Source organism: Arachnia propionica (genome assembly GCF_003932785.1).
In the GTDB taxonomy this organism is placed as follows: domain Bacteria; phylum Actinomycetota; class Actinomycetes; order Propionibacteriales; family Propionibacteriaceae; genus Arachnia; species Arachnia propionica_B.
This window is the reverse complement of the sequence record NZ_RQYT01000002.1, coordinates 163177-185169: the sequence shown is the minus strand read 5'-3', so window position 1 is coordinate 185169 and position 21993 is coordinate 163177. Positions and strand designations below refer to the sequence as shown.

Below are 21993 nucleotides of genomic sequence, written 5' to 3'. Positions count from 1 at the left end.
TCACCCCGGTGACCCCCTGACGACGTTGTCCTCCTTGAACGCACGATCCAGTGCGCTCTTCGTCGTCCGCCTTGCCAGGAGGTCACCGTGTCGATCCTCGTGACGATCCCCCTATCCGCGCACCCTCTGAGGAACCTCCACCATCCAGCCCGGACATGGTTCGGACCGGCCCCCGATGAGGGGAGCCGGGCCGAACCATGTGGTGTGTTCAGTCCTGGAAGTCCTTCAGGGTCTCCTTGGCCTGCTCCAGCCAGGAGGTGTAGGTCTCGAGGGACTTCGCAGCGTCCTTGGCCCGGCGGGAGTCGCCGCTGGCCTCGGCGGCGGCCAGGTCCCGGGTCAGCTTGTCCACCTGGGCCTGGAACAGTGCGACGGTGTCCGCGGCACGCTTGCGGGCCTCGGGATCGGTCCGGCGCCAGCGCTCCGCCTCGAGCTCGGCGACGTGATCACCGAGCTTGCGGACCCGGGCGTCGAGATCCCTCATCGCCTGCCGCGGCACATGGCCGAGCTCGTTGAACCTGGCGAGGAACTCGCGGTGGATGGCCTTCGCGTGGTCGATGTCGGTGACCCCGGCGAGGTCCGCCTCCGCCTTGGCGAGCAGTTCCTCCTTGGCCGCGAGGTTCTCGGCGTGCTCGCCGTCGAGTGCGTTCTGCGCCGCCGTGCGGGCGTTGAAGAACTGGTCCTGGAGTGCGCGGAACCTCGCCCACAGGGCGTCGTCCTCGTTCCGCCGGGCAGCGCCCGCAGCCTTCCAACGCGACATGAGCTCCCGGAACGCACCGGCCGTGGCGCCCCAGTCGGTGGACTCCGCCAGGGGAGTGGCCTCCTCGATGATGCGCTCCTTGAGGCGCTTGGCCTCGTCGCGCTTCGAGTTGAGTTCCGTGAAGTGGGCCTTGCGTCGCCTCGTGTACTGCGTGCGGGCCGAACTGAACCGATGCCACAGCTCGTTGTCGGTGGTCCGGTCGATGCGGGGAAGCGTCTTCCACTCCTCGAGCAGTTCCCGGAAGCGGTCGACCCCGCGGCGCCAGTCGTTGCCGGCGGCGAGCGCCTCCGCCTCCTCGACCATGGCCTGCTTGGCGGCCAGGGTCGCGGCGTTCTGTTCGGCCCGTGCGGCCTTGCGGGCCTCGATCTGCGCGGGCAGCAGCTCCTCCAATGCCTCGAGACGCGCCGTCAGGGCGGGCAGGTCACCCACCGCGTTGGCCTCCGCCACGTGGGTCTTCGCCGTCGCGATGGCCTTGCGTGCCTCCTCCGGCGACATGGACTGCGCCTCGACGCGGGAGACGAGCAGGCTCACCTCCGCTGCGAGGTTCTCGTAGCGTCGCGTGTAGAACGCGAGGGCCTCCCCGGGGGTGGAGTCAGGAACCTGCCCGACACTTCTCTCGGTGTCACCGACGCGGACGTAGACGGTGCCGTCGCTGTCGACACGTCCGAACTCCGCGGGTGCTTGCTGTTCGCTCATGGGAACAATCTAGCGGGCCGGGTCCGGCAACTGCCATAGAGTAGGCGGGTGCGCATCACAACTGTTCCGGTCTCGCCCTGGCAGGCGAACTGTCATCTCATCGCTGCCGGTGATGCCGGGGAGGGTTCGCCCTGCTTCGTCGTCGATCCCGGGGTGATGGGTTCCGAGGTCATCGTCCGGGCCCTCGACCGACTCGGCTGGCAGCCCCGGGCCATCCTCGTCACCCACGGCCATCTCGACCACGTGGGGGAGGCGGCCACACTCGCCGCGGTCTGGGGGGTGCCCGTGCACTGCGCCGAGGCCGATCAGGCGATGCTGCTGCAACCCTCCCTCGGTCTGGGGGCGGAGGCGGTGCCGCTCATCATCCAGCTCATCGAACGTGACGCGCTGGATCGTCCCCAGGATCTGCGGGACATCGACGCGGTGGCAGCCGTCGGGCCCCTGACCTGTCGCGCCATCCCGGCCCCCGGGCACACCCCCGGTTCCACCGTGCTGGAGATCTCCGACGGCACGGAGACCGTGTTCCTCACCGGGGACGTCATCTTCCAGGGCACCATCGGGCGCACCGACCTGCCCGGAGGGGATGGGGCGGTCATGAAGGCGAGTCTGCGTCGGCTCGTCGACCTCCTCCCCGCGGATGCCGTGCTTCTTCCCGGGCACGGTGCCGCCACCACCATGGCCGCCGAGCGTCGGCACAACCCGTACCTGCAACCCGACTTCCTGGAGAACTGACATGGCCCGCCCCAAACCCATTTCCGGATTCCCCGAGTTCCTGCCCGAGGGGCGCATCGTGGAGTCGAGGGTCCTCGACGTGATCCGCACCACGTTCGAACTCCACGGATTCGCCCCCATCGAGACCCGCGCCGTGGAACCCCTCGATCAACTCGCCCGCAAGGGCGAGATCGAGAAGGAGGTCTACGTCGTGCGGCGGCTCCACGCCGCCGAGGGGGAAACCGATGAACTGGGGCTGCACTTCGACCTCACGGTTCCCTTCGCCCGCTATGTGCTCGAGCACGCAGGGCACCTCGTCTTCCCCTTCCGCCGTCACCAGATCCAGAAGGTCTGGCGGGGGGAACGGCCCCAGGAGGGTCGGTACCGCGAGTTCACGCAGGCCGACATCGACATCGTCGGCCAGGACCAGCTCGCGGAGCACCACGACGTGGAGATCCCGCTCGTGGCCCTCGACGTGTTCAGTCGGCTCCACGTCGAGCTCGGCCTGCCAACCGTCAGCATCCGGGTCAACAACCGGAAGCTCTCCGAGGGGTTCTACCGGGGCCTCGGCATCGAGGATCCGGCCGCGGTGCTGCAGCGGGTCGACAAGTACGACAAGATCGGGCCGGATGCCGTCACCGACCTCCTTCAGGAGCAGGTTGGACTCGCTCCGGCCCAGGCCAGGGCCTGCGTCGGTCTGGCAGGCATCCAGTCCGAGGACGAATCCTTCGTCGACAAGGTGCGCGCCCTCGGCGTGCAGCACGATCTCCTCGACGCGGGACTCGAGGAACTCGCCGCACTCATCCGCATCGCCGCGAGGCAGGAACCGGGCCGGGTCGTCGCCGACCTCAGGATCGCCCGCGGTCTGGACTACTACACCGGCATGGTCTACGAGACGGTCATGCACGGTTTCGAGCGGATGGGCTCGGTCGGCTCCGGAGGACGCTACGACTCGCTGGCCTCCGACGGCAAGGTCACCTTCCCCGGGGTGGGTTACTCGTTCGGGGTCACCCGCATCCTGGCGCCGCTCATCGGCAAGGGAAGGCTCACGGCGTCGCGTTCCGTGCCGTCGGCGGTGCTCGTGGCCGTGGACGACGAGGAGTCGAGGGGATCGGCTCTCGACGTCGCGCGGCAGCTGCGCGCCCGGGGCATCCCGTGCGAGGTGGCCCCGAAGGCGGACAGGTTCGGCCGCCAGATCCGCCACGCGGAGCGACGGGGGATCCCCTTCGTGTGGTTCGGGGCCGGACACGACGACTCGGTCAAGGACATCCGATCCGGCCATCAGGAGCCGGCGGATCCCGCCGGGTGGTTCCCGCCCGAGGCTGACCTGCACCCAAGGGTCACCGCATCCGAGTGACGGAACGCCCCTGAGGGTGGTTGCTTTCACACCCTCACCTTGGTTAGGCTCGCCTCGCCTCATTAGAGCAATGAGGACTTGGCGAAACGGAGTCGCATGTTCCTGGGAGCCTTCCTCATCGGACTGCGTGAAGGGCTCGAGGCCTCCCTCATCATCGGCATCCTCATCGCCTACGTCCTCAAGCAGCAGCGCAGGGATGTCGTTCCCCGCATCTGGCTGGGGGTGGGCATCGCCATCACCGCCTCCCTCCTCCTCGGAGCGGCGTTCACCTTCGGGCGTTACGGACTGAGCTTCGAGGGACAGGAACTCCTGGGTGGTGGCATGTCGCTGCTCGCCGTCGTCATGGTGACCTGGATGGTCTTCTGGATGCTGCGTGCCGGTCGCACCATGAAGGCGGAGCTGGAGAGCAGCGCCGCCACGGCGATCGGCACGGGCTGGGGGATGTTCGGTCTCGCCTTCATCTCGGTCGGCCGTGAGGGCATCGAGACGACCCTCATGCTGTGGGCCTGGCTGACGGAGCCCGTCGCGCTCGCCGGAGCCCTCATCGGCCTCGTCACGGCGGCCATCATGGGATGGTTCGTCTACAAGGGGATGCTCAGGATCAGGTTCTCCACCTTCTTCGCCTGGACCGGCACCCTTCTCATCATCATGACGGCAGGCATCCTCGCCTACGGAATCCACGACCTCCAGGAGGCGCGGTTCCTGCCGGGCCCCTTCTCGGGGGCCCCGATCACCCCCGTCAACTTCCGCACCGGCGAGGTCCTCGTCGGATTCTTCACGGAGATCCCGTACTGGGGGGCGCCCTTCCCCTTCGGGTGGGCCTTCGACCTGCAGGATGTCATCGCTCCTGACAGCTGGCTCGCCGCACTGCTCAAGGGGACGGTCGGTTTCACCCCGCTCATGAGTTGGCTCGAGATCACCGCCTGGGCCATCTACCTCGCCATCGTCCTGCCCATGTTCATCAGGCGTGTGCGTCACGCCACCCCTCGAAAGGAATCCCATGAAGTCCCTCAGTCTGCGTAGCCTCGCCGCCCTGGCCGCCGGGGCACTCGTGCTCACCGGGTGCACCGAGAACAAGCCCGCCACGACCTCGTCCTCCGCCGCCGCCCAGGGCGCCGCCGCGGGGCCCATCTCGGTCGTCTCCACGGACACCGACTGCAAGGTCTCCGCCGCGGAGGCGAAGTCCGGCAACGTCACCTTCTCCATCAAGAACGACGGCCCGCGCACCACCGAGTTCTACCTGCTGGGCTCCGACGGTCTGCGGATCGTCTCCGAGAAGGAGAACATCGCCGCCGGCGCCTCGGCCGAGCTCACGGTGTCGCTGCAGCCCGGGGAGTACTTCACCGCCTGCAAGCCCGGAATGCGGGGTGAGAACGTCGGGCAGGCGGCCTTCAAGGTCACCGGCGAGGCGGTGGAGCTCACCGGTGAGGACCAGGAGCTGTTCGCCAAGGCCGTCACCGACTACTTCGCCTTCGTGCGCAACGAGGTCTCCGAGCTCGAACCCAAGGTCGAGGAGTTCGCCAAGGCCTACATCGACGGCGACGACGACAAGGCCCGTGACCTCTACGCGAAGATCCGTGTCCACTACGAGCGCATCGAGCCCATCGCGGAGACCCTCGGGGTGCTCGACCCCCGCATCGACTACCGGGAGATCGACTACCTCGCGGAGGCCGATGCCCTCAAGGCCGATGACCCCACGTTCACCGAATGGCTGGGCTTCCACCGCATCGAGAAGGATCTCTGGGTTCCCGCGGAGGACGCGGTGCAGCCCGACGGCACCCCCGCCCATGAAGGCTGGCAGCCGTCCACCCCGGAGCAGCGGAAGATGATCGGTGAGACGCTCATCGCGGACGTGAAGAAGCTGAACGAACTCGTCTCCTCGGAGTCGTTCATCAAGGACAACGAGCTGAACATCTCGACCGTCTCGAACGGGGCGTCGGCCCTGCTCGAGGAGATCGCCGTCGGCAAGGTCACGGGCGAGGAGAACTGGTGGAGCCACTACGACCTGTGGGACTTCCAGGCCAACCTCGACGGCGCTCGTATCGCCTTCGACCTCGTCGCCCCCATCGCGGAGCGCAAGGGTGAGGAGGGCAAGTCCCTGGTCGCGGAGATCCGCAAGGAGTTCGACGAGCTCCAGGCGCTGCTGGCGAAGTACGGCAGCCTCGAGAAGGGCTTCGTGCTCTACGACCAGGTGACCTCGGAGCAGCAGAAGGAGCTGAGCGACCAGATCAACGCGCTGCGGGAGCCCCTCTCGAAGCTCACCGTCACCGTTCTCGGCATCCAGGAGCAGTGATGGCTCTCTCCCGCAGGGGCATGCTCGCCTGGTCGGGCGCCACGGCGGGTGCCGTCGGTGTGGGGGTGGGCGGCTTCTTCGCCGGCCGCGCCACCTCCCCCGCCGACGGGACGGAGGACCTGGGCGCCGTCGAGTATCCCTTCCACGGTGAACACCAGGCCGGGATCATCACCCCCGCCCAGGAACAGCTCCACTTCGCGGCCTTCGACATGATGCCCGGCCAGTCCCGCGAGGATCTCAAGGAGCTGCTCCAGGACTGGAGCTACGCGGCCTCTCGGATGGTCCTCGGCCTACCGGTGGGGGCGGGGGGAGCCTTCGACGGGGATCCCCTCGCGCCACCCGTCGACACGGGCGAGGCGGCCGATCACGGTCCGAACGGTCTCACCCTCACGTTCGGCCTGGGACGCACCCTGTTCCTCGACACCGACGGCGACGACCGATTCGGCATCGCGGAGCAGCTGCCGGAGGCGTTCACGGGTCTGCCGAAGATGGTCAACGACTTCATCAAACCGGCCATCTCCGACGGTGACCTGTGCATCCAGGCCTGCGCCAACGACCCGCAGGTGGCGGTCCACGCCATCCGGAACCTCACCCGGATCGCCTTCGGCCGGGCCAGCCTCAGGTGGGCCCAGCTGGGGTTCGGGCGTGCCTCCTCCACCACGAAGGAGCAACCGACGCCGCGCAACCTGTTCGGGCAGAAGGACGGGACGAACAACCTCCGCGCGGAGGACACCGAGAAGCTCGCGGAACACGTCTGGATCTCCGACGGCCCGGCGTGGTCGCACGGCGGCTCCTATCTCGTCGCCCGGAAGATCTCCATGACCATCGAGGTGTGGGACGGGTTGCAGCTCGGCGAGCAGGATCGGGTCCTGGGACGGGCCAAGGGCACCGGGGCGCCCCTGTCGGGTGGGGACGAGTTCACGCCCCCCGACTTCGCGAAGGCGGGTGAGAACGGGCAGCCGCTGATCGACCCGCGGTCGCACGTCGCGCGTACCCACCCCGACAACAACGACGGCATCCACATGCTCCGCCGGGCCTACAACTACGTGGACGGCTCCGACGAGCAGGGACGGCTCGCGGCGGGTCTGTTCTTCATCGCCTACGTGAAGGAGCCGTCGCGTTTCGCGAAGGTGCACCGGAACATGGCCCGCGACGACATGTTCGTCGAGTACCTCAAGACCCTGGGTACTGGGGTCTATCTCGTGCCCCCCGGGTGCGCCGAGGGTGGTTTCGTCGGGGAGGGGCTGTTCGGCTGAGCGCGTCGGACCGCGCGCCCGTCCGGTAGAGTGACGCGCGCTCGGTCCGGCGCTCCGCGGGCCGCATGAGAGAGGGAGACAGATGCTTCGCACCCGTGACGCCGGAGAGCTTCGGGCCACCGATGCCGGCAAGGAGGTGATCCTGGCGGGATGGGTCGCCAAGCGACGTGACCATGGCGGCGTCGCCTTCATCGATCTGAGGGACGCCTCCGGGATCGCCCAGGTCGTCGTGCGCGACGAGGTGTTGGAGTCCTCCGGAGCCCATGACCTCCGCAACGAGTTCTGCATCCGGGTGACGGGCGTCGTCGAGGTGCGTCCCGAGGGCAACGCCAACCCGGAACTGCCCACGGGTGAGATCGAGGTGGCGATCTCGGAGCTCGAGGTCCTCAACCCGGCCGCCCCGCTGCCGTTCCAGATCGACGAGCGGGTCAGCGTCGGCGAGGAGGCGCGTCTGAAGTACCGCTACCTCGACCTGCGCCGTCCCGCTCCGGCGGCGGCGATCCGGCTGCGCTCCAGGGTCAACCAGGCTGCACGGAAGGTGCTGGGGGAGCGGGACTTCGTCGAGATCGAGACGCCGACGCTCACCCGCTCCACCCCGGAGGGGGCCCGGGACTTCCTCGTCCCCGCCCGGCTCAGCCCTGGCTCCTGGTACGCCCTCCCGCAGAGCCCGCAGCTGTTCAAGCAGCTGCTCATGGTGGCGGGCATGGAACGCTACTACCAGATCGCTCGTTGCTACCGCGACGAGGACTTCCGCGCCGACCGGCAGCCCGAGTTCACCCAGCTCGACATCGAGATGAGCTTCGTTGACCAGGAGGACGTGATCGAACTCGGGGAGGCCATCGCCAAGGAGGTCTGGGCCCTCATCGGCGTCGACCTGCCCACCCCCTTCCCGCGGCTGCCGTTCGCGGAGGCCATGAACCGATACGGCTCGGACAAGCCGGATCTGCGGTTCGAGGTCGAACTGACCGAACTCACCGAGCTGTTCGCCGACACCGAGTTCCGGGTGTTCAAGGCCCCCTACGTCGGCGCCGTCGTCATGCCGGGTGGGGCCTCCCAGCCGCGTCGCACCTTCGACGCCTGGCAGGAGTGGGCGAAGCAGCGTGGGGCGAAGGGACTGGCCTACGTCACCGTCTCCGAGACGGGGGAGCTGGGTGGTCCCGTGGCGAAGAACCTCTCGGAGCGTGAACTGGTGGCGTTGCCCGAACTGACCGGTGCCCGCCCCGGTGACTGCATCTTCTTCGCGGCCGGCGAGCGGACCGCGTCGCAGAACCTCCTCGGGGCCGCTCGCAACGAGATCGCCCGTCGGTGCGACCTCATCGACGAGTCCGCCTGGAGCTTCGTGTGGGTCGTGGATGCGCCGCTGTTCAAGCCTGCGTCCGAGGCGCGGGCTGACGGGGACGTCGCCGTCGGTGGTGGGGCCTGGACGGCCGTCCACCACGCCTTCACCTCGCCCAAGCCCGAGTGGCTCGACTCCTTCGACGAGAACCCCGGCGAGGCCCTTGCCTACGCCTACGACATGGTCTGCAACGGCAACGAGATCGGTGGTGGCTCGATCCGTATCCACCGTCGGGATGTCCAGGAACGGGTCTTCAAGGTCATGGGCATCAGTATCGAGGAGGCCCAGGAGAAGTTCGGCTTCCTCCTCGAGGCCTTCAGCTTCGGGGCCCCGCCGCACGGCGGCATCGCCTTCGGCTGGGACCGGATCGTGGCGCTGTTGAGCCGATCCGAGTCGATCCGCGATGTCATCGCCTTCCCGAAGTCCGGCGGTGGCTACGATCCACTCACCGCGGCCCCGGCACCCATCACGGCGCAGCAGCGCAAGGAGGCGGGGGTGGACTTCACCCCGAAGGATCCCGCCGAGCGCTGACGACGGTACCGACACTCGCCGCGATGACCATGGTCATCGCGGCGAGTTCGTGCCAGCCCAGGGACTCCCCGAGCCACCCCCACGCCACGAGGGCCGCCGCAGCCGGTTCGAGGGCCATGAGGATCCCGAAGGTCGAGCGGGGCATGCGCTCGAGTGCACGCAGCTCCAGCCCGTAGGGGAGCGCGGAACTCAGCAGACCCAGTCCCAGACCCATCACCCACACCGAGGGATGGACGTACCACGGACCGAACCCGGGCGTCGCCAGGACGGCGAGGGGCCCGAGCAGCACCGTGCCGAGGGCCATCCCCGTCGCGAGACCCGTGAAGCCCTCCCACTGCTCGGCCAAGCGGGGGGTGAGCATGATGTACAGCGCCCAGCAGCCACCCGCGGTCAGGGCGAACACCACCCCGACGGGATCGAGGGGCTCCGGACTGAACCCCAGCATCGCCACCCCGACGGCCGCGAGCAACGCCCACAGCCAGTCGCTGCGTCGACGCGTGGTGAGGATCGCCACCAGCAGGGGGCCGAGGAACTCGAAGGTGACGGCCATCCCCACCGGGATCCGCCGGATCGCCTCGTAGAAGACCGCATTCATGCCGGTCAGGCACACGGCATGGGCGATCACGAGCCGCCACTGGGCAGGGGTGCGGCCGGTCAGGCGGGGACGCACGATGACCCCGAGCAGCAGGGCGGCACCGGTCACCCGCAGCCAGGCCGCCACGAGAGGGGGCGCGGCCGTGAAGAGCCCCTTCGCCAGGGAGGAGCCCAGTTGCACGGAGACGATGGCGGCCAGCACCAGCACAACCGCCGGGATCCGCCCGAGCAGGGCGTTCACAGCTGGAAGGTGATGCTCCGTGGGCGGGCGACCGTCCACAACATCGTGGTCGAGAGCAGGGCGCAGATCAGCATCGCCAGCGCCATGGGAGCCGCCGAGGTGAGGGGGAACAGCCCGATGATCGGCCCCACCGAGGCGGCGAGGATCATGAAGCTCGCCCCCATGAGGGAGGCCGCCACCCCGGAGTCCGCCCGGTGGTTCTGCAAGGCCAGCACGTTGACGTTCGGGGCACAGCACCCGAAGGACAGGGTGAAGGCGAACATCGCCGGGATCAACGGGATGTGTCCGATCCGCGCGGCATCAAGCAGCAACAACAACGACGCCGCGAGGATCATGCCTGCCGTCCCGGCCGCCAGCACCCACTGGGGACCGAGGCGTGGGGCGAGGCGGCTACCGCTCTGCACACCGAGGAACACCCCCACCGAGCAGATGGCGAAGACCAACCCGAACTGTGATTCGGTCAGCCCGAAGGTCTCCTGCAACAGGGTGGAGGAGGTCGAGACGTAGCTGAACAACCCGGCGAAGGCGAACCCGCCGGTACCGAGCATGCCGAGGAACAACCGGTCACCCAGCACCCGCCGGTAGGCCTGGAACAGCTCGTGGACCCCGCCACGGGTGCGTTCGGCAGGCGTACGGGTCTCCGGGATGAGGAGGACCAGGAGCAGGAGCACCAGGGTGCCGTACCCGGCCAACGCCCAGAACACGCCCCGCCAGTGGGTCACGGTCACCAGCCAGGAACCGATCACGGGGGCGAGGATCGGGGCCAACCCGTTGACCAGGGCCAACCGGGACATCATCACCACCAACCGTTTCCCGGAGAACAGATCCCGTGCCATCGCCATCGCAACCACGGCCCCGCCCGCCGCCCCGATGCCCTGCAGCGCCCGCATTGCGGTCAGGAAGACCACGTTGGGGGCGGCGGCCACGAGCACCGAGGCGATGATGTGCACGGCACAGGCGACCACAAGGGGGATCCGCCGCCCGAAGCGGTCACTGACCGGCCCGACCAGCAGCTGGCCGAGCGCAAATCCGAGGGTCGTGGCGGACAGGGTCATCTGGACCTGCGGGTCCGTGATCACCAGGTCCAGCTTGAGGTTGGGGAAGGTCGGCAGGTACAGGTCGATCGTGAACGGGCCGAGACCGGTGAGCAGCCCCAGGGTGACGATGATCGCCACGCGGCGGCGGGTGCTGAAGCGGTCCCCGAGATGTTCACTCATGGGTCCTCCAGAGCAGGAAACCGGGGTGAGGGCGGAACAGGGGAGAGGAACAACCTACTACGCCCGAGCCACGACCGCCGAGCGCCGAGGCTGTCGCGGGCATCCGCTCTATAGAGTGGGTGCCCGTGAACGAGGACCTGTTCGGCAACATCGACCCGACACCGGCACGCACCGGGGGGTCGCTGGCGGATACCCGGAGCGATGGAGCCCCACTCGCAGTCCGGATGCGGCCGGCATCCCTTGAGGAGATCGTCGGTCAGCAGCACCTGCTGACCCCCGGGTCGCCGCTGCGCCGTCTCGTGGCAGGCCAGCCCATGAGCGTGTTCCTCTGGGGCCCCCCGGGGGTGGGCAAGACCACGCTCGCCTCCATCGTCTCCCGGGCCTCCGGGGCGCGCTTCGTGGAGCTGTCCGCGGTCACCGTCGGGGTGAAGGAGCTGCGGGCGGAGCTGGATCGGGCACGTGCGGAACTGGCGAAGGGACGCTCGACCGTGTTGTTCATCGACGAGGTGCACCGGTTCTCGAAGTCCCAGCAGGACGCCCTCCTGCCCGCCGTGGAGAACCGGCTGGTCACCCTCATCGCCGCCACGACCGAGAACCCGAGCTTCTCGGTGATCTCGCCACTGCTGTCCCGTTCCCTGCTCCTGCGTCTCCATCCCCTCACCGACGAGGACATCGCGGCCCTGATCGATCGGGCGGTGACCGATGATCGTGGGCTAGGCGGGCGTATGGGGCTCAGCCCCGAGGCAAGGGAGGACCTCGTCCGGCTCTCCGGGGGCGACGCGCGTCGGGCGCTCACCTACCTCGAGGAGGCCGCCGCCTCGGCCGAGGCCCTGTCGCTCGCCGAGATCACCCCCGAGGTGCTCACGCAGGCGGTCGATCGGGCCGCGGTGCGCTACGACCGTGACGGGGACCAGCACTACGACGTGATCTCCGCCTTCATCAAGTCGATCCGCGGTTCCGATGTCGATGCGGCCCTGCACTATCTGGCGCGGATGCTCGAGGCGGGGGAGGATCCGCGCTTCATCGCGCGCCGACTGATGATCTCCGCGAGTGAGGACATCGGCATGGCTGCCTCCGGGGTGCTGGCGACCTGCGTCGCGGCGGCCCAGGCGGTCCAGCTGCTCGGGATGCCGGAGGCGAGGATCACCCTGGCCCATGCCACCGTCGCCGCTGCGGCCGCCCCCAAGTCGAACGCGGCCTACCTGGCCATCGAGGCGGCATTGCAGGACGTGCGTGCCGGCAGGGGACGGGAGGTGCCCGCCCACCTGAGGGACGCCCACTACGCCGGCGCCAAGGCGCTGGGCCATGGCCAGGGATACGTGTATCCCCACGACACCGCCGAGGGGGTGGCCCAGCAGACCTACCTGCCCGAGGACCTCCGCGAGGCGCGCTACTACCTGCCGACGACGCACGGAGCGGAGGCGGCCGTTGGGGAACAGCTCGCCAATGTGCGTCGGCTGCTGGGTCGTTGACGTCCCCCGTCGGCTAGAGTTGGCGCGGAACAGCGACCCGGAAGGAAGAAGAACATGACCGTGACCCTTGGCGAAGTGGCGGGTCTGATCGCCGCCGTCGCCCTGTGTGTGCTCGTCGGGTTGGCCGCTGTTCCCCTCCTCAAGCTCGGCAGGACCCTCGACGAGGTCCGTCTCGCGGTGCGGGACCTGGGGCAGCACTCGGTGCCGGTTCTCCACGAGCTGCGCAGCACCGTCGAGAACACCAACGACGAGATCGCCAAGCTCTCCCTCGTGACGGAGGACCTCGCCAAGGTGTCCGGCCACGCCACCGTGGTGAGCGAGAACGCCGCGAGCCTGTCCCAGCTGTTCGTCGTCACCCTCGGACGCCCCGTCGTCAAGGCCGCCGCCCTCACCCACGGGGTGCGAGCCGCACTGAAAGGACGTAGGAAGTGAGTCGGCTCTTCTGGTTCATGGCCGGGGTCGCGACCACGATCGCCGTCGCGATCAACGGCAGGCGCTGGCTGCGACAGTTCACCCCCAAGGGGGTCGCCGAACGCGTCGAGAACACCGGCCGGCGCGCCGCCTCCAGCATCGGCGAGTTCTACGCCACCTTCCAGTCAGCCAAGCGGGCCCGCGAGGAGGAACTCCGTCAGGAGCTCAACCTCGAGGTCACCCCGTGACCCAACCACAAGGAATCCACGCATGAAGATCTCCGAGATTCGGAGCCGGTTCATCGAGTACTTCGCGAGGAACGGACACACCATCGTCCCCTCGGCCTCGCTGCTGTACAACGACCCCACCCTGCTGTTCGTCAACGCTGGAATGGTCCCGTTCAAGCCCTACTTCATGGGAGAGGAGCCGACCCCCTTCAAACGCGCCGTGAGCGTGCAGAAGTGCGTGCGCACCCTGGACATCGACGAGGTGGGCAGGACCACCCGGCACGGCACGTTCTTCCAGATGACGGGGAACTTCTCGTTCGGGGACTACTTCAAGGAAGGCGCCATCAACTACGCGTGGGAGTTGGTGACCTCGGAGGCCCACAACGGTGGTTTCGGCTTCCACCCGGATCAGGTCTGGGTGACGGCGCTCCACGGCGACCAGGAGACCATCGACCTCTGGCAGAAGGCCGGGGTGCCCCGATCACGGATCCAGGAGCGTGGCCACAAGGACAACTACTGGCACATGGGCGTTCCCGGCCCCGGCGGTCCCTGCTCGGAGATCTACATCGACCGTGGCCCGGAGTTCGGACCGGACGGGGGACCAGAGGCTGACGAGGACCGTTTCCTCGAGATCTGGAACCTGGTCTTCCAGCAGGAGGAGATCACCAACGTCACGGCGAAGGACCGCTTCGACGTCGTCCGGTCGCTGGCCACCCGCAACATCGACACCGGTGGCGGGTTGGAGCGGACCGCGTACCTGCTCCAGGGCGTGGCGAACATGTACGAGACGGACGAGGTCTACCCGGTCATCGCCAAGGCCGCCGAACTGTCGGGTCGTCGCTACGGGGCGGATCCCGTCGACGACATCCGGTTCCGCGTCGTCGCGGACCACATCCGTTCCTCGCTCATGCTCATGACCGACGGGGTGACCCCCGGCAACGAGGCCCGCGGCTACGTGCTGCGTCGCCTGCTGCGCCGGTCCATCCGCGCCATGCGGCTGCTGGGCGTCGAGGAGCCCGTGCTGGGCGAGTTGCTCCCCGTGAGCCGGGACGTCATGAGCATCTCCTACCCGGAGATCCTCGAGGCCTGGGACCGGGTCGCCCAGGTCAGCGGGCACGAGGAGGAGAGCTTCCGGCGGACCCTGGCCGCCGGGACGCAGATCTTCGACCTCGCGGTGCGTCGCGCGAAGGACGAGGGCAGCTCCTCCCTGCCCGGCGAGGATGCCTTCCAGCTGCACGACACCTACGGTTTCCCCATCGACCTCACCCTGGAGATGGCCGCCGAGGCCGGTCTCGACGTGGACCGCGACCGTTTCCGGGCGCTCATGCAGGAGCAGAAGGACCGCGCGAGGGCGGATGCCCGGGCCAAGAAGGGCGGCTCCGCCAGCCTCGACGCCTATCGGGAGCTGCGCGAGCGCGCTGAGACCCCCTTCGTGGGCTACACCGAGCTCGAGCACGACGCCCGGGTGATCGGGATCATCGCCGACGGTGAGGTCGTGGATTCCGCGACCGACGGCAGCGTCGTTGAGCTCGTGCTCGACGCCACCCCTTTCTACGCCGAGTCAGGTGGTCAGGAGGCCGACTCCGGGCAGATCTCCGGGGACGGGTGGCAGGCCGACGTCCTTGACGTCCAGCGCCCCGTGCCGGGCCTCATCGTCCACCGGGTACAGCTGCTGGGGGACGTGGCCGTCGGTTCCAGCAGCGCGGCCCGTGTGGATGCCCAGGCTCGTCATGCCGGATCCCAGGCCCACACCGCCACCCACATCATCCACGCCGCCCTGCGCGAGCTCGTCGGATCCACCGCCACCCAGGCCGGTTCCTACAACAAGCCGGGGTACCTCCGCTTCGACTTCTCCTCCACCCAGGGGCTGGGGGATGCGCTCCGACTGGAGATCGAGCAGCGCGCGAACGAGGCGATCCGCGAGGGATTCGAGGTCACGGCCCAGGAGATGCCCCTGGAGGAGGCCAAGGCGCTCGGTGCCATGGCCATGTTCGGGGAGAAGTACCCGCCGATCGTCCGGATGGTCGAGTTGGCGGGCCCCTGGTCCCGGGAACTGTGCGGCGGCACCCACGTGCCCAACACCGCGCAGATCGGGATGCTGAATCTGTTGAGCGAATCGTCCATCGGTTCCGGGGTGCGACGGGTGGAGGCCCTGGTCGCCGCGGATGCGTTCGACCGGTTCGCCGCTGAACGTGCCCTCGTCAACACGCTCACCGACAGCCTCCGGGTCCAGCCGGATCAGCTGGTCGAGCGGGTCGAGAAGCTCGTCACCCAGTTGAAGGCCGCGGAGAAGCAGATCGCGGCGCTCCAGGCCGAGAAACTGGTCGCCCGCGCCGGTGAGCTGGTCGACGGGGCGCGCATGGTTGGCGGGGTGCGGCTCGTCGGGGTGGCGTTGCCCGGCGTGGCAGGCGGGGACCTCAGGACCCTCGCGCTGGATCTCAGGGAGCGGCTCGGCGAGGAGCCGGGAGTCGTGGCCCTCGCGGGAGGCGCCGGGACCAAGGCTGCTGCCGTCGTCGCCACGAACGCAGGTGCCCGGGAACTCGGGATCAGGGCGGGTGCACTCATCGCCGTCGCCTGCGAGGCCATGGGCGGCAAGGGCGGCGGAAAGGACGATCTCGCCCAGGGCGGTGGCTCCAACCCGGATGCGGCGCCGCAGGCCGTGGCCGCGGTCGAGGCCTGCTTGGCGGCTCGTGGCTGATGGGGGACGCCTCGGTATCGACTGGGGCAAGGCCAGGATCGGGGTGGCCGCGAGCAACCGCGGCACCCGGTTCGCCTACCCGGTCGAGACGATCGCGGTCAACGGCGGGGAGTTGGGCCGCCTGGCGGAGCTGGTGGCCGAGTACGAGCCGGGCATCATCTACGTGGGGCTGCCACTGACCCTGAAGGGGGAACGCTCCTTCGCAGCAGAGTTCGTCATCCAACAGGCGGGGCTGCTCGCGGCCCGCGTCCCCGGCGTCCCGATCCGTCTCGTCGACGAGCGACTCAGTACGGCCGGGGCGTCGCGTAGTCTTGGAAGCGTCGGGCGTTCCCAACGCCGACAACGATCGGTCATCGACCAGGCGGCGGCGGTCGAGATCCTGCAACGGGCACTGGATCTCGAGGCCAGTGGTGCCTCGGCCGGGACGGCCCTTGGAGAGGAGACGGAGTGAGTCCCGCATTCGTCGACAACGACGCCAAGTTCAACTGGCGCAAGTTCGGCTATCACGCCCGCAGTGCCTTCGCGGTGCTGCTCGCCCTGTTCGTGCTCGTAGGCGGCGGCTGGTTCGTCTTTGACAAGGCTCGCGACACGTGGGTTTCTTGGCGCGCCGAGGAGGACTTCGTCGGCGAGGGCCGGGAGGAGGTGGTGCTGTTCATCCCGGAGGGCTCCAGTGCCACGGACATCGGAAACATCCTGGTGAGCAACGGAGTGATCAAGTCTGTTTCCACCTTCCGAAAGGTTGCGCGAAACAACCCGACGGCCAAACTCGACTGGGGGCGCTACCGGTTCCGCACCGAGATCCCGGCCAAGACGGCCCTGGACATGATGCAGGACCCGGACAACCGGGTGGCGCTCAGGGTCCGGATCAAGGAGGGGCAGCCCAATGTGATGCAGTGGAAGGAGCTCGGGGAGGAGCTGGGGCTCAGCATCGAGCAACTCCAGGAGGCAGCTGCATCCCCGGAGCTCGGCCTGCCGTCCTGGGCCAATGGGAACGCCGAGGGTTTCCTGTTCCCCGACACCTACGAGGTCGCGGAGCCGGTCTCCGCGCTCGCGGTGCTGAAGCAGCAGGTGGCGCAGTTCAACAAGGTGGCCGGCGCCGTGGAGCTGGAGGCGGCGGCTGCTGCGCTCGGGGTGTCCCCCTACGAGGTGCTCATCGTGGCCTCCCTGGTGGAACGTGAGGCGGCCCGGGACGAGGACCGGGCCATGGTGGCCAGGGTGGTCTACAACCGACTCGCCGCTGACATGCCGCTGCAGTTCGACTCCACCGTCCACTACGCCGTGGGGGATTTCACCAGGGTGACGACCCTGGAGGCGGACCGAGCCGTCGACTCCCCGTACAACACGTACATGTACAAGGGCCTGCCGCCCGGACCCATCAGCAACCCCGGAAAGGCGGCCCTGGAGGCGGCGATGCGTCCGGCGGACCACAACTACCTGTTCTTCACGACGGTGGATCTCGACACCGGTGAGACCCGTTTCGCCGAGACCGGCGCGGAGCACGACAAGAACGTCGCACTGTTCCAGGCCTGGTGCCAGTCCCACCCCGGGCGCTGCACCTGATGCGGTGCGCCGTCATCGGGGATCCGGCCGAGCACTCGCTCTCGCCGGCCATCCATCGGGCCGGGTACCGGGCGGTGGGGCTGGACTGGACCTATGACGCCATCACGGTGTCCCCGGGCGACGTCGACTGGTTCGTCGCCTCGCGCCGGGAGGAGGGGGACTGGGCCGGACTGAGCGTCACCGCCCCCCACAAGGCCCGGCTGCTCGACCTGGGTGAACCGGATGCGGTCTCACGCCTGGTGGGTGCCGCCAACACCATCGTCTTCTCGGACACGCCCCGGGTCCACAACACGGACGTCCCTGGATTCGTCAGGGCGGTCCGACGACGCGGGATCCGGTCGGTGGGATCGGCCGCGATCGTCGGCAACGGCGCCACCGCGCGGTCACTGCTCGTGGCTCTCGCCGGACTGGCCGTCACCCGGGTGACGGTGCTGGCCCGGGATCCCGACCGGGCCGCCGGGATCGTCGACCTCGGGATCGCGCTCGGCATCGACACCACCGCCCAGCCCCTCGAGGAGGCGATCCTCCCGGTGGATCTCCTGGCGAACACCATCCCCGTCGCGGCCACTGCACAGCGAGCCCCCTACTGGGCGGGCCGCGCCGAGGTGCTCTTCGACGCGGTCTACGATCCCTGGCCGACCCCGCTCGCCAGCTGTGCCGCCGGGTCGCAAACCGTCATCACCGGCCTGGAGCTCCTGGCCGGGCAGGCCGTCGACCAGTTCGAGCTGCTGACCGGTCATTCGCTGGACCTCGAGACGGCCCTGTCCGCGGCGCAGACGGAACTCGAGCAGCGGGTCGGCTCCTGACACAATGGCCCAATGCTGCGTTACCTGACGGCTGGGGAATCCCACGGACAAGCACTCATCGCCACCATGGAGGGCATTCCTGCCCACGTCCGCGTCGGCGAGCCCGAGATCTCAGCCGAACTGGCCCGTCGCAGGTTGGGTGTCGGTCGGGGCGCCCGGATGCGGTTCGAGGCCGACGAGGTCACGCTCGTGGGCGGTTTCCGTCACGGCGAGACCCTCGGGTCCCCGGTCGCCATCATGATCGGCAACACCGAGTGGCCGAAGTGGGAGACCGTCATGGCCCCGGGGGAGGTGGACCAGGCCGTCCTGGCCGAGCAGGCGCGCGGGGCACGGCTCACGCGGCCGCGTCCCGGACACGCCGACCTGGTGGGGATGCAGAAGTACGACTTCGACGAGGCGCGCCCGATCCTGGAGCGGGCCTCGGCCAGGGAGACGGCGGCGCGCGTCGCCCTGGGGACGGTGGCGGCCGCTTTCCTCAAGCAGGCCCTCGACGTGGAGATTCTCAGCCACGTCGTCTCCCTCGGCACGGTTACTGCCCCGGCGGGCCCGCCGCCTCGCATGTCGGATCGGGACACCATCGACGCCGACCCCACGAGGTGCTTTGACCCGGATGCCGCTGAGGCCATGGCGGAGGAGGTGGAGGCCTGCCGACGCGACGGCGACACACTCGGCGGGGTCGTCGAGGTCGTCGTGTGGGGACTGCCGCCCGGCCTCGGCTCCCACATCCAGGGGGATCGACGTCTCGACTCCCGGCTCGCCGGGGCGCTCATGGGCATCCAGGCCATCAAGGGGGTGGAGTTCGGGGACGGCTTCGACCTGGCACGGCGTCGCGGCTCCGCAGCCCACGACGAGATCCAGCCGACCGCGGAGGGGATCACGAGGCTCACCCAGCACGCCGGGGGCGTGGAGGGAGGCATGTCGACGGGGGCGGTGCTGCGGGTCCGTGCCGCCATGAAGCCGATCGCGACGGTGCCCCGGGCCCTGCGGACTCTCGACACGACCACGGGCGAACCGGCGACGGCCCACCATCAGCGTTCCGACGTCTGCGCCGTGCCCGCGGCAGGTGTCGTCGCGGAGGCGATGACCGCCCTGGTCCTGGCGGAACTCGCCCTCGACAAGTTCGGGGGTGACTCCGTCGCCGAGACCCGACGCAACCGGGATGCCTACCTCGCGGAGTTGACGATGCGGGGCCTCGAGGTCGGCCCGTGACCGTCGTCCTGGTCGGGGCCCCGGGGGCGGGCAAGTCGACGGTGGGTCAGGCGCTGGCGGGGCTGCTCGGCTGCGGCTTCGTCGACGTGGACACCCGCATCGAGGAGGTCGTCGGGAAGTCCCTGGGTGAGATCTTCGCCGACGAGGGTGAGGAGTGCTTCCGAGAGCTCGAGGAACGGGCGAGCCGGGAACTCCTCGAACTGGGCGGGATCGTGGCCCTGGGCAGCGGGGCGGTGGTGAATCCGCGGATCCGGGAGGCGTTGACCGGCCACGACGTGATCTGGCTGGAGGTCTCGGTGGCCCAGGCGACCAGACGGCTCGGGCTCAACACGGCCGGGGCTCCTGTCCTCGGCAACATCCGGGCGCGGCTCATCGAACAGCTGAGGCAGCGGGCTCCCCACTACGCCGCCGTCGCCTCGACCCGCGTCGTGACCGATGACCGTCGGCCGGAGGACATCGCGGAGGAACTGGCAGCGACGAGGAGGACGGCGTGAGGATCCGAGTTGGGGCCCAGACCCCCTACGAGGTGGTGATCGGGGCGGGAGCCACGGCCCGGCTGGGCGACCTGCTCGCCGACTCGTCCCGGGTGGCGATCATCCACCCCCGCCCCCTGACCGGCATCGCCGAGCGGGTGGGGCAGGGCTGCGATGACCGGTTGGTGCGCCTCATCCCGGTTCCGGACGCCGAGGCGGCGAAGACCCCGGACACCCTGGCCTCCTGCTGGACGGCGCTCGCAGAGGCGGGCTTCACCCGCAACGACGTCGTCGTCGGTGTCGGGGGCGGGACGGCGACGGATCTGGCCGGTTTCGTGGCGGCGAGCTGGCTGCGTGGGGTGCCCTACGTCAGTGTTCCCACGACGGTCCTCGGCATGGTGGATGCGGCGGTGGGTGGCAAGACCGGGATCAACCTTCCGGCAGGCAAGAACCTTGTCGGCGCCTTCCACGAACCACGCGGCGTGCTGTGCGACCTCGACCTGCTGCAGGGCCTGCCTGAGCCGGAGGTGCGTTCCGGCCTGGCCGAGGTGGTCAAGTGTGGCTTCATCCGGGATGCCCGCATCCTGGGTCTTCTCGATGCCGGGCTCGACGATGCCCTGTCGGTGGGTTCCTCGACCTTTGCCGAACTGGTGGCGCGAGCCGTGCAGGTCAAGGCGGACGTCGTCTCGGGTGATCTGAGGGAGCGGACCTCCGTCGGCGAGGCGGTCGGGAGGGAGGCCCTCAACTACGGTCACACCCTCGGTCACGCCATCGAGGCCAGGGAGGGATACACGTGGCGGCACGGGGAGGCCATCGCCGTCGGGATGGTCTTCGTCGCCGAGGTGTCCCGGCGCCTGGCCGGTCTCGACGACGGGATCGTGCGCGACCATGCCCGGCTGCTGTCCGCCATCGGCCTACCGACCACCTATCCGGAGCCGGCCTGGGGGGAGTTGCGTTCCCTCATGGCCCTCGACAAGAAGTCGCGTGGTTCGGCGTTGCGGCTGGTCGGCCTCAAGGACCAAGGTGTCCCGGTGATTCTGGCCGACCCCGACGAGCAGGAACTGGCCGCGGCCTGGGCGACGGTTTCCCGGCAGGGGTAGGGCTCAGGTAGGATTCCTCGACGTCCCCCGCAAGCGGATGAAAGGCAACGGGCGTGGTATCGACCAATGATCTCAAGAACGGCATGGTGCTCGACCTCGACGGTCAGCTGTGGCAGGTGCAGTGGTTCCAGCACCACAAGCCGGGCAAGGGCAACACGGTCGTGCGCTCCAAGCTCAAGCACGTCCTGACCGGGAAGATCATCGACAAGACCTTCAACTCGGACACCAAGGTCGACACCGCGACCATCGATCGTCGTGACATGCAGTACCTGTACCTCGACGGCGAGGACTACGTGTTCATGGACAACACGACCTTCGACCAGATCCACATCGCGCCGGACGTCCTGGGGGACGCCAAGGACTACCTGCTGGAGAACCAGGTCGCCACCATCGCCTTGCACGAGGGAATCCCGCTGTTCGTGGAGATGCCCGCCAGCGTCGAGCTGGAGATCACCTACACCGAGCCGGGCCTGCAGGGCGACCGTTCCACCGGCGGCACCAAGCCCGCCACCCTGGAGACCGGCAAGGAGATCCAGGTCCCGCTGTTCATCACCACCGGGGAGAGGGTGAAGGTCGACACCCGTGACGGCTCCTACATCTCCCGCGTGAATGGCTGAGCCTGCCCGTTACGGCACCCAGACGAAGGCTCGACGCGGCGCTCTCGACATCCTCTTCTCCGCCGAGCTGAGGGGCCGGGGCATCGTCGAGACCTTCATCGAGGCGAGGGATGTCGCGGGCATCACGATCCGCGACCTCACCTCGATCCTCGTGCACGGCATCGCGGAGCACCGCGACGAGATCGATCAGCGCATCGTGTCGTCGCTGGACCCCGCCTGGACCCTCGAACGCATGCCGATGGTGGACCGCAACCTCGCCCGGATCGCCATCTACGAGCTCGACCACACCGACACCCCTGCTCCCGTCATCATCGCCGAGGCGCTGAAGCTGGCGGGTGAACTCTCCACCAACGAATCCCCTGGCTTCCTCAACGGCCTGTTGAGCAAGGCCTCGGAGTCAAGGCCACATCACTGACCACGAAGGAGCGTCC

Annotated in this window: 21 protein-coding genes; 18 read left to right on the top strand and 3 right to left on the bottom strand. The window is 68.8% G+C overall.

What is annotated here, in order from left to right:
- Positions 1-208 precede the first annotated feature (208 nt).
- Positions 209-1453, bottom strand: coding sequence for a DUF349 domain-containing protein (locus EII35_RS02180; RefSeq protein WP_125226818.1), 1245 nt, complete (start codon positions 1451-1453; stop codon positions 209-211).
- Between the two features lie 48 nt (positions 1454-1501).
- On the opposite strand from EII35_RS02180, the gene EII35_RS02175 reads away from it, so the two are divergent.
- From EII35_RS02175 to aspS, 6 genes are all read left to right on the top strand, one after another.
- The gene (locus EII35_RS02175; RefSeq protein ID WP_125226817.1) at positions 1502-2185 is read left to right on the top strand and encodes an MBL fold metallo-hydrolase; all 684 of its coding nucleotides are present in this window, start codon (positions 1502-1504) and stop codon (positions 2183-2185) included.
- Between the two features lies 1 nt (position 2186).
- Complete coding sequence (gene hisS / locus EII35_RS02170) at positions 2187-3521, top strand: histidine--tRNA ligase (RefSeq protein WP_125226816.1); 1335 nt, start codon at positions 2187-2189, stop codon at positions 3519-3521.
- Between the two features lie 96 nt (positions 3522-3617).
- The gene (efeU, locus tag EII35_RS02165) at positions 3618-4544 is read left to right on the top strand and encodes an iron uptake transporter permease EfeU (protein ID WP_125226815.1); all 927 of its coding nucleotides are present in this window, start codon (positions 3618-3620) and stop codon (positions 4542-4544) included.
- Positions 4522-5814: an iron uptake system protein EfeO gene (efeO, locus tag EII35_RS02160; protein WP_125226814.1), complete on the top strand. Its 1293-nt coding sequence runs from the start codon at positions 4522-4524 to the stop codon at positions 5812-5814. Before efeU ends, efeO begins: the two co-directional genes overlap by 23 nt.
- Complete coding sequence (locus EII35_RS02155; protein WP_125226813.1) at positions 5814-7070, top strand: Dyp-type peroxidase; 1257 nt, start codon at positions 5814-5816, stop codon at positions 7068-7070. Before efeO ends, EII35_RS02155 begins: the two co-directional genes overlap by 1 nt.
- 82 nt (positions 7071-7152) lie before the next feature.
- Positions 7153-8937, top strand: coding sequence for an aspartate--tRNA ligase (gene aspS, locus EII35_RS02150; protein ID WP_125226812.1), 1785 nt, complete (start codon positions 7153-7155; stop codon positions 8935-8937).
- Here the strand turns inward: aspS and EII35_RS02145 are convergent.
- Positions 8909-9772: an EamA family transporter gene (locus tag EII35_RS02145; RefSeq protein ID WP_125226811.1), complete on the bottom strand. Its 864-nt coding sequence runs from the start codon at positions 9770-9772 to the stop codon at positions 8909-8911. The genes aspS and EII35_RS02145 overlap by 29 nt on opposite strands.
- A complete protein-coding gene (locus tag EII35_RS02140) occupies positions 9769-10989 on the bottom strand; it encodes a multidrug effflux MFS transporter (protein WP_125226810.1) in 1221 nt (406 codons plus the stop codon). The genes EII35_RS02145 and EII35_RS02140 overlap by 4 nt, the downstream gene beginning before the upstream one ends.
- A 125-nt stretch (positions 10990-11114) precedes the next feature.
- Here EII35_RS02140 and EII35_RS02135 point away from each other — a divergent pair, with 125 nt between their 5' ends.
- From EII35_RS02135 to nusB, 12 genes are read left to right on the top strand one after another with little or no spacing between them, the layout of a single operon-like run.
- Positions 11115-12461: a replication-associated recombination protein A gene (locus EII35_RS02135; RefSeq protein ID WP_125226809.1), complete on the top strand. Its 1347-nt coding sequence runs from the start codon at positions 11115-11117 to the stop codon at positions 12459-12461.
- A 54-nt stretch (positions 12462-12515) separates the two neighbouring features.
- Entirely contained in the window at positions 12516-12893 is a 378-nt protein-coding gene (locus EII35_RS02130) for a DUF948 domain-containing protein (RefSeq protein ID WP_260464983.1), read from the top strand.
- Positions 12890-13120 (top strand): hypothetical protein, encoded by a 231-nt coding sequence (locus EII35_RS02125; RefSeq protein ID WP_125226808.1) that lies wholly within the window; start codon positions 12890-12892, stop codon positions 13118-13120. The genes EII35_RS02130 and EII35_RS02125 overlap by 4 nt, the downstream gene beginning before the upstream one ends.
- A gap of 22 nt (positions 13121-13142) precedes the next feature.
- The gene (gene alaS / locus EII35_RS02120; protein ID WP_125226807.1) at positions 13143-15797 is read left to right on the top strand and encodes an alanine--tRNA ligase; all 2655 of its coding nucleotides are present in this window, start codon (positions 13143-13145) and stop codon (positions 15795-15797) included.
- Positions 15790-16248, top strand: a complete 459-nt coding sequence (ruvX, locus tag EII35_RS02115) for a Holliday junction resolvase RuvX (RefSeq protein ID WP_260464982.1) — start codon at positions 15790-15792, stop codon at positions 16246-16248. Before alaS ends, ruvX begins: the two co-directional genes overlap by 8 nt.
- Entirely contained in the window at positions 16245-17357 is a 1113-nt protein-coding gene (gene mltG / locus EII35_RS02110) for an endolytic transglycosylase MltG (RefSeq protein ID WP_185744116.1), read from the top strand. Before ruvX ends, mltG begins: the two co-directional genes overlap by 4 nt.
- Positions 17327-18163, top strand: coding sequence for a shikimate dehydrogenase family protein (locus tag EII35_RS02105; protein WP_260464981.1), 837 nt, complete (start codon positions 17327-17329; stop codon positions 18161-18163). Before mltG ends, EII35_RS02105 begins: the two co-directional genes overlap by 31 nt.
- Before the next feature lie 12 nt (positions 18164-18175).
- Positions 18176-19372, top strand: coding sequence for a chorismate synthase (gene aroC, locus EII35_RS02100; RefSeq protein ID WP_125226804.1), 1197 nt, complete (start codon positions 18176-18178; stop codon positions 19370-19372).
- Entirely contained in the window at positions 19369-19866 is a 498-nt protein-coding gene (locus EII35_RS02095) for a shikimate kinase (protein ID WP_125226803.1), read from the top strand. The genes aroC and EII35_RS02095 overlap by 4 nt, the downstream gene beginning before the upstream one ends.
- The gene (gene aroB / locus EII35_RS02090; RefSeq protein ID WP_125226802.1) at positions 19863-20945 is read left to right on the top strand and encodes a 3-dehydroquinate synthase; all 1083 of its coding nucleotides are present in this window, start codon (positions 19863-19865) and stop codon (positions 20943-20945) included. Before EII35_RS02095 ends, aroB begins: the two co-directional genes overlap by 4 nt.
- A gap of 53 nt (positions 20946-20998) precedes the next feature.
- Entirely contained in the window at positions 20999-21562 is a 564-nt protein-coding gene (gene efp, locus EII35_RS02085) for an elongation factor P (protein WP_125226801.1), read from the top strand.
- On the top strand, positions 21555-21977 hold the full coding sequence (nusB, locus tag EII35_RS02080) for a transcription antitermination factor NusB (protein WP_125226800.1): 423 nt from the start codon (positions 21555-21557) through the stop codon (positions 21975-21977). Before efp ends, nusB begins: the two co-directional genes overlap by 8 nt.
- The last annotated feature ends 16 nt before the right edge of the window (positions 21978-21993 follow it).

Coding starts and splice junctions, on each gene's coding strand:
- EII35_RS02155 (WP_125226813.1), top strand. CDS start 5,814: ATGGCTCTCTCCCGCAGGGGCATGCTCGCCTGGTCGGGCGCCACGGCG.
- efeO (WP_125226814.1), top strand. CDS start 4,522: ATGAAGTCCCTCAGTCTGCGTAGCCTCGCCGCCCTGGCCGCCGGGGCA.
- EII35_RS02140 (WP_125226810.1), bottom strand. CDS start 10,989: ATGAGTGAACATCTCGGGGACCGCTTCAGCACCCGCCGCCGCGTGGCG.
- EII35_RS02180 (WP_125226818.1), bottom strand. CDS start 1,453: ATGAGCGAACAGCAAGCACCCGCGGAGTTCGGACGTGTCGACAGCGAC.
- aspS (WP_125226812.1), top strand. CDS start 7,153: ATGCTTCGCACCCGTGACGCCGGAGAGCTTCGGGCCACCGATGCCGGC.
- efeU (WP_125226815.1), top strand. CDS start 3,618: ATGTTCCTGGGAGCCTTCCTCATCGGACTGCGTGAAGGGCTCGAGGCC.
- EII35_RS02130 (WP_260464983.1), top strand. CDS start 12,516: ATGACCGTGACCCTTGGCGAAGTGGCGGGTCTGATCGCCGCCGTCGCC.
- aroC (WP_125226804.1), top strand. CDS start 18,176: ATGCTGCGTTACCTGACGGCTGGGGAATCCCACGGACAAGCACTCATC.
- nusB (WP_125226800.1), top strand. CDS start 21,555: ATGGCTGAGCCTGCCCGTTACGGCACCCAGACGAAGGCTCGACGCGGC.
- alaS (WP_125226807.1), top strand. CDS start 13,143: ATGAAGATCTCCGAGATTCGGAGCCGGTTCATCGAGTACTTCGCGAGG.
- hisS (WP_125226816.1), top strand. CDS start 2,187: ATGGCCCGCCCCAAACCCATTTCCGGATTCCCCGAGTTCCTGCCCGAG.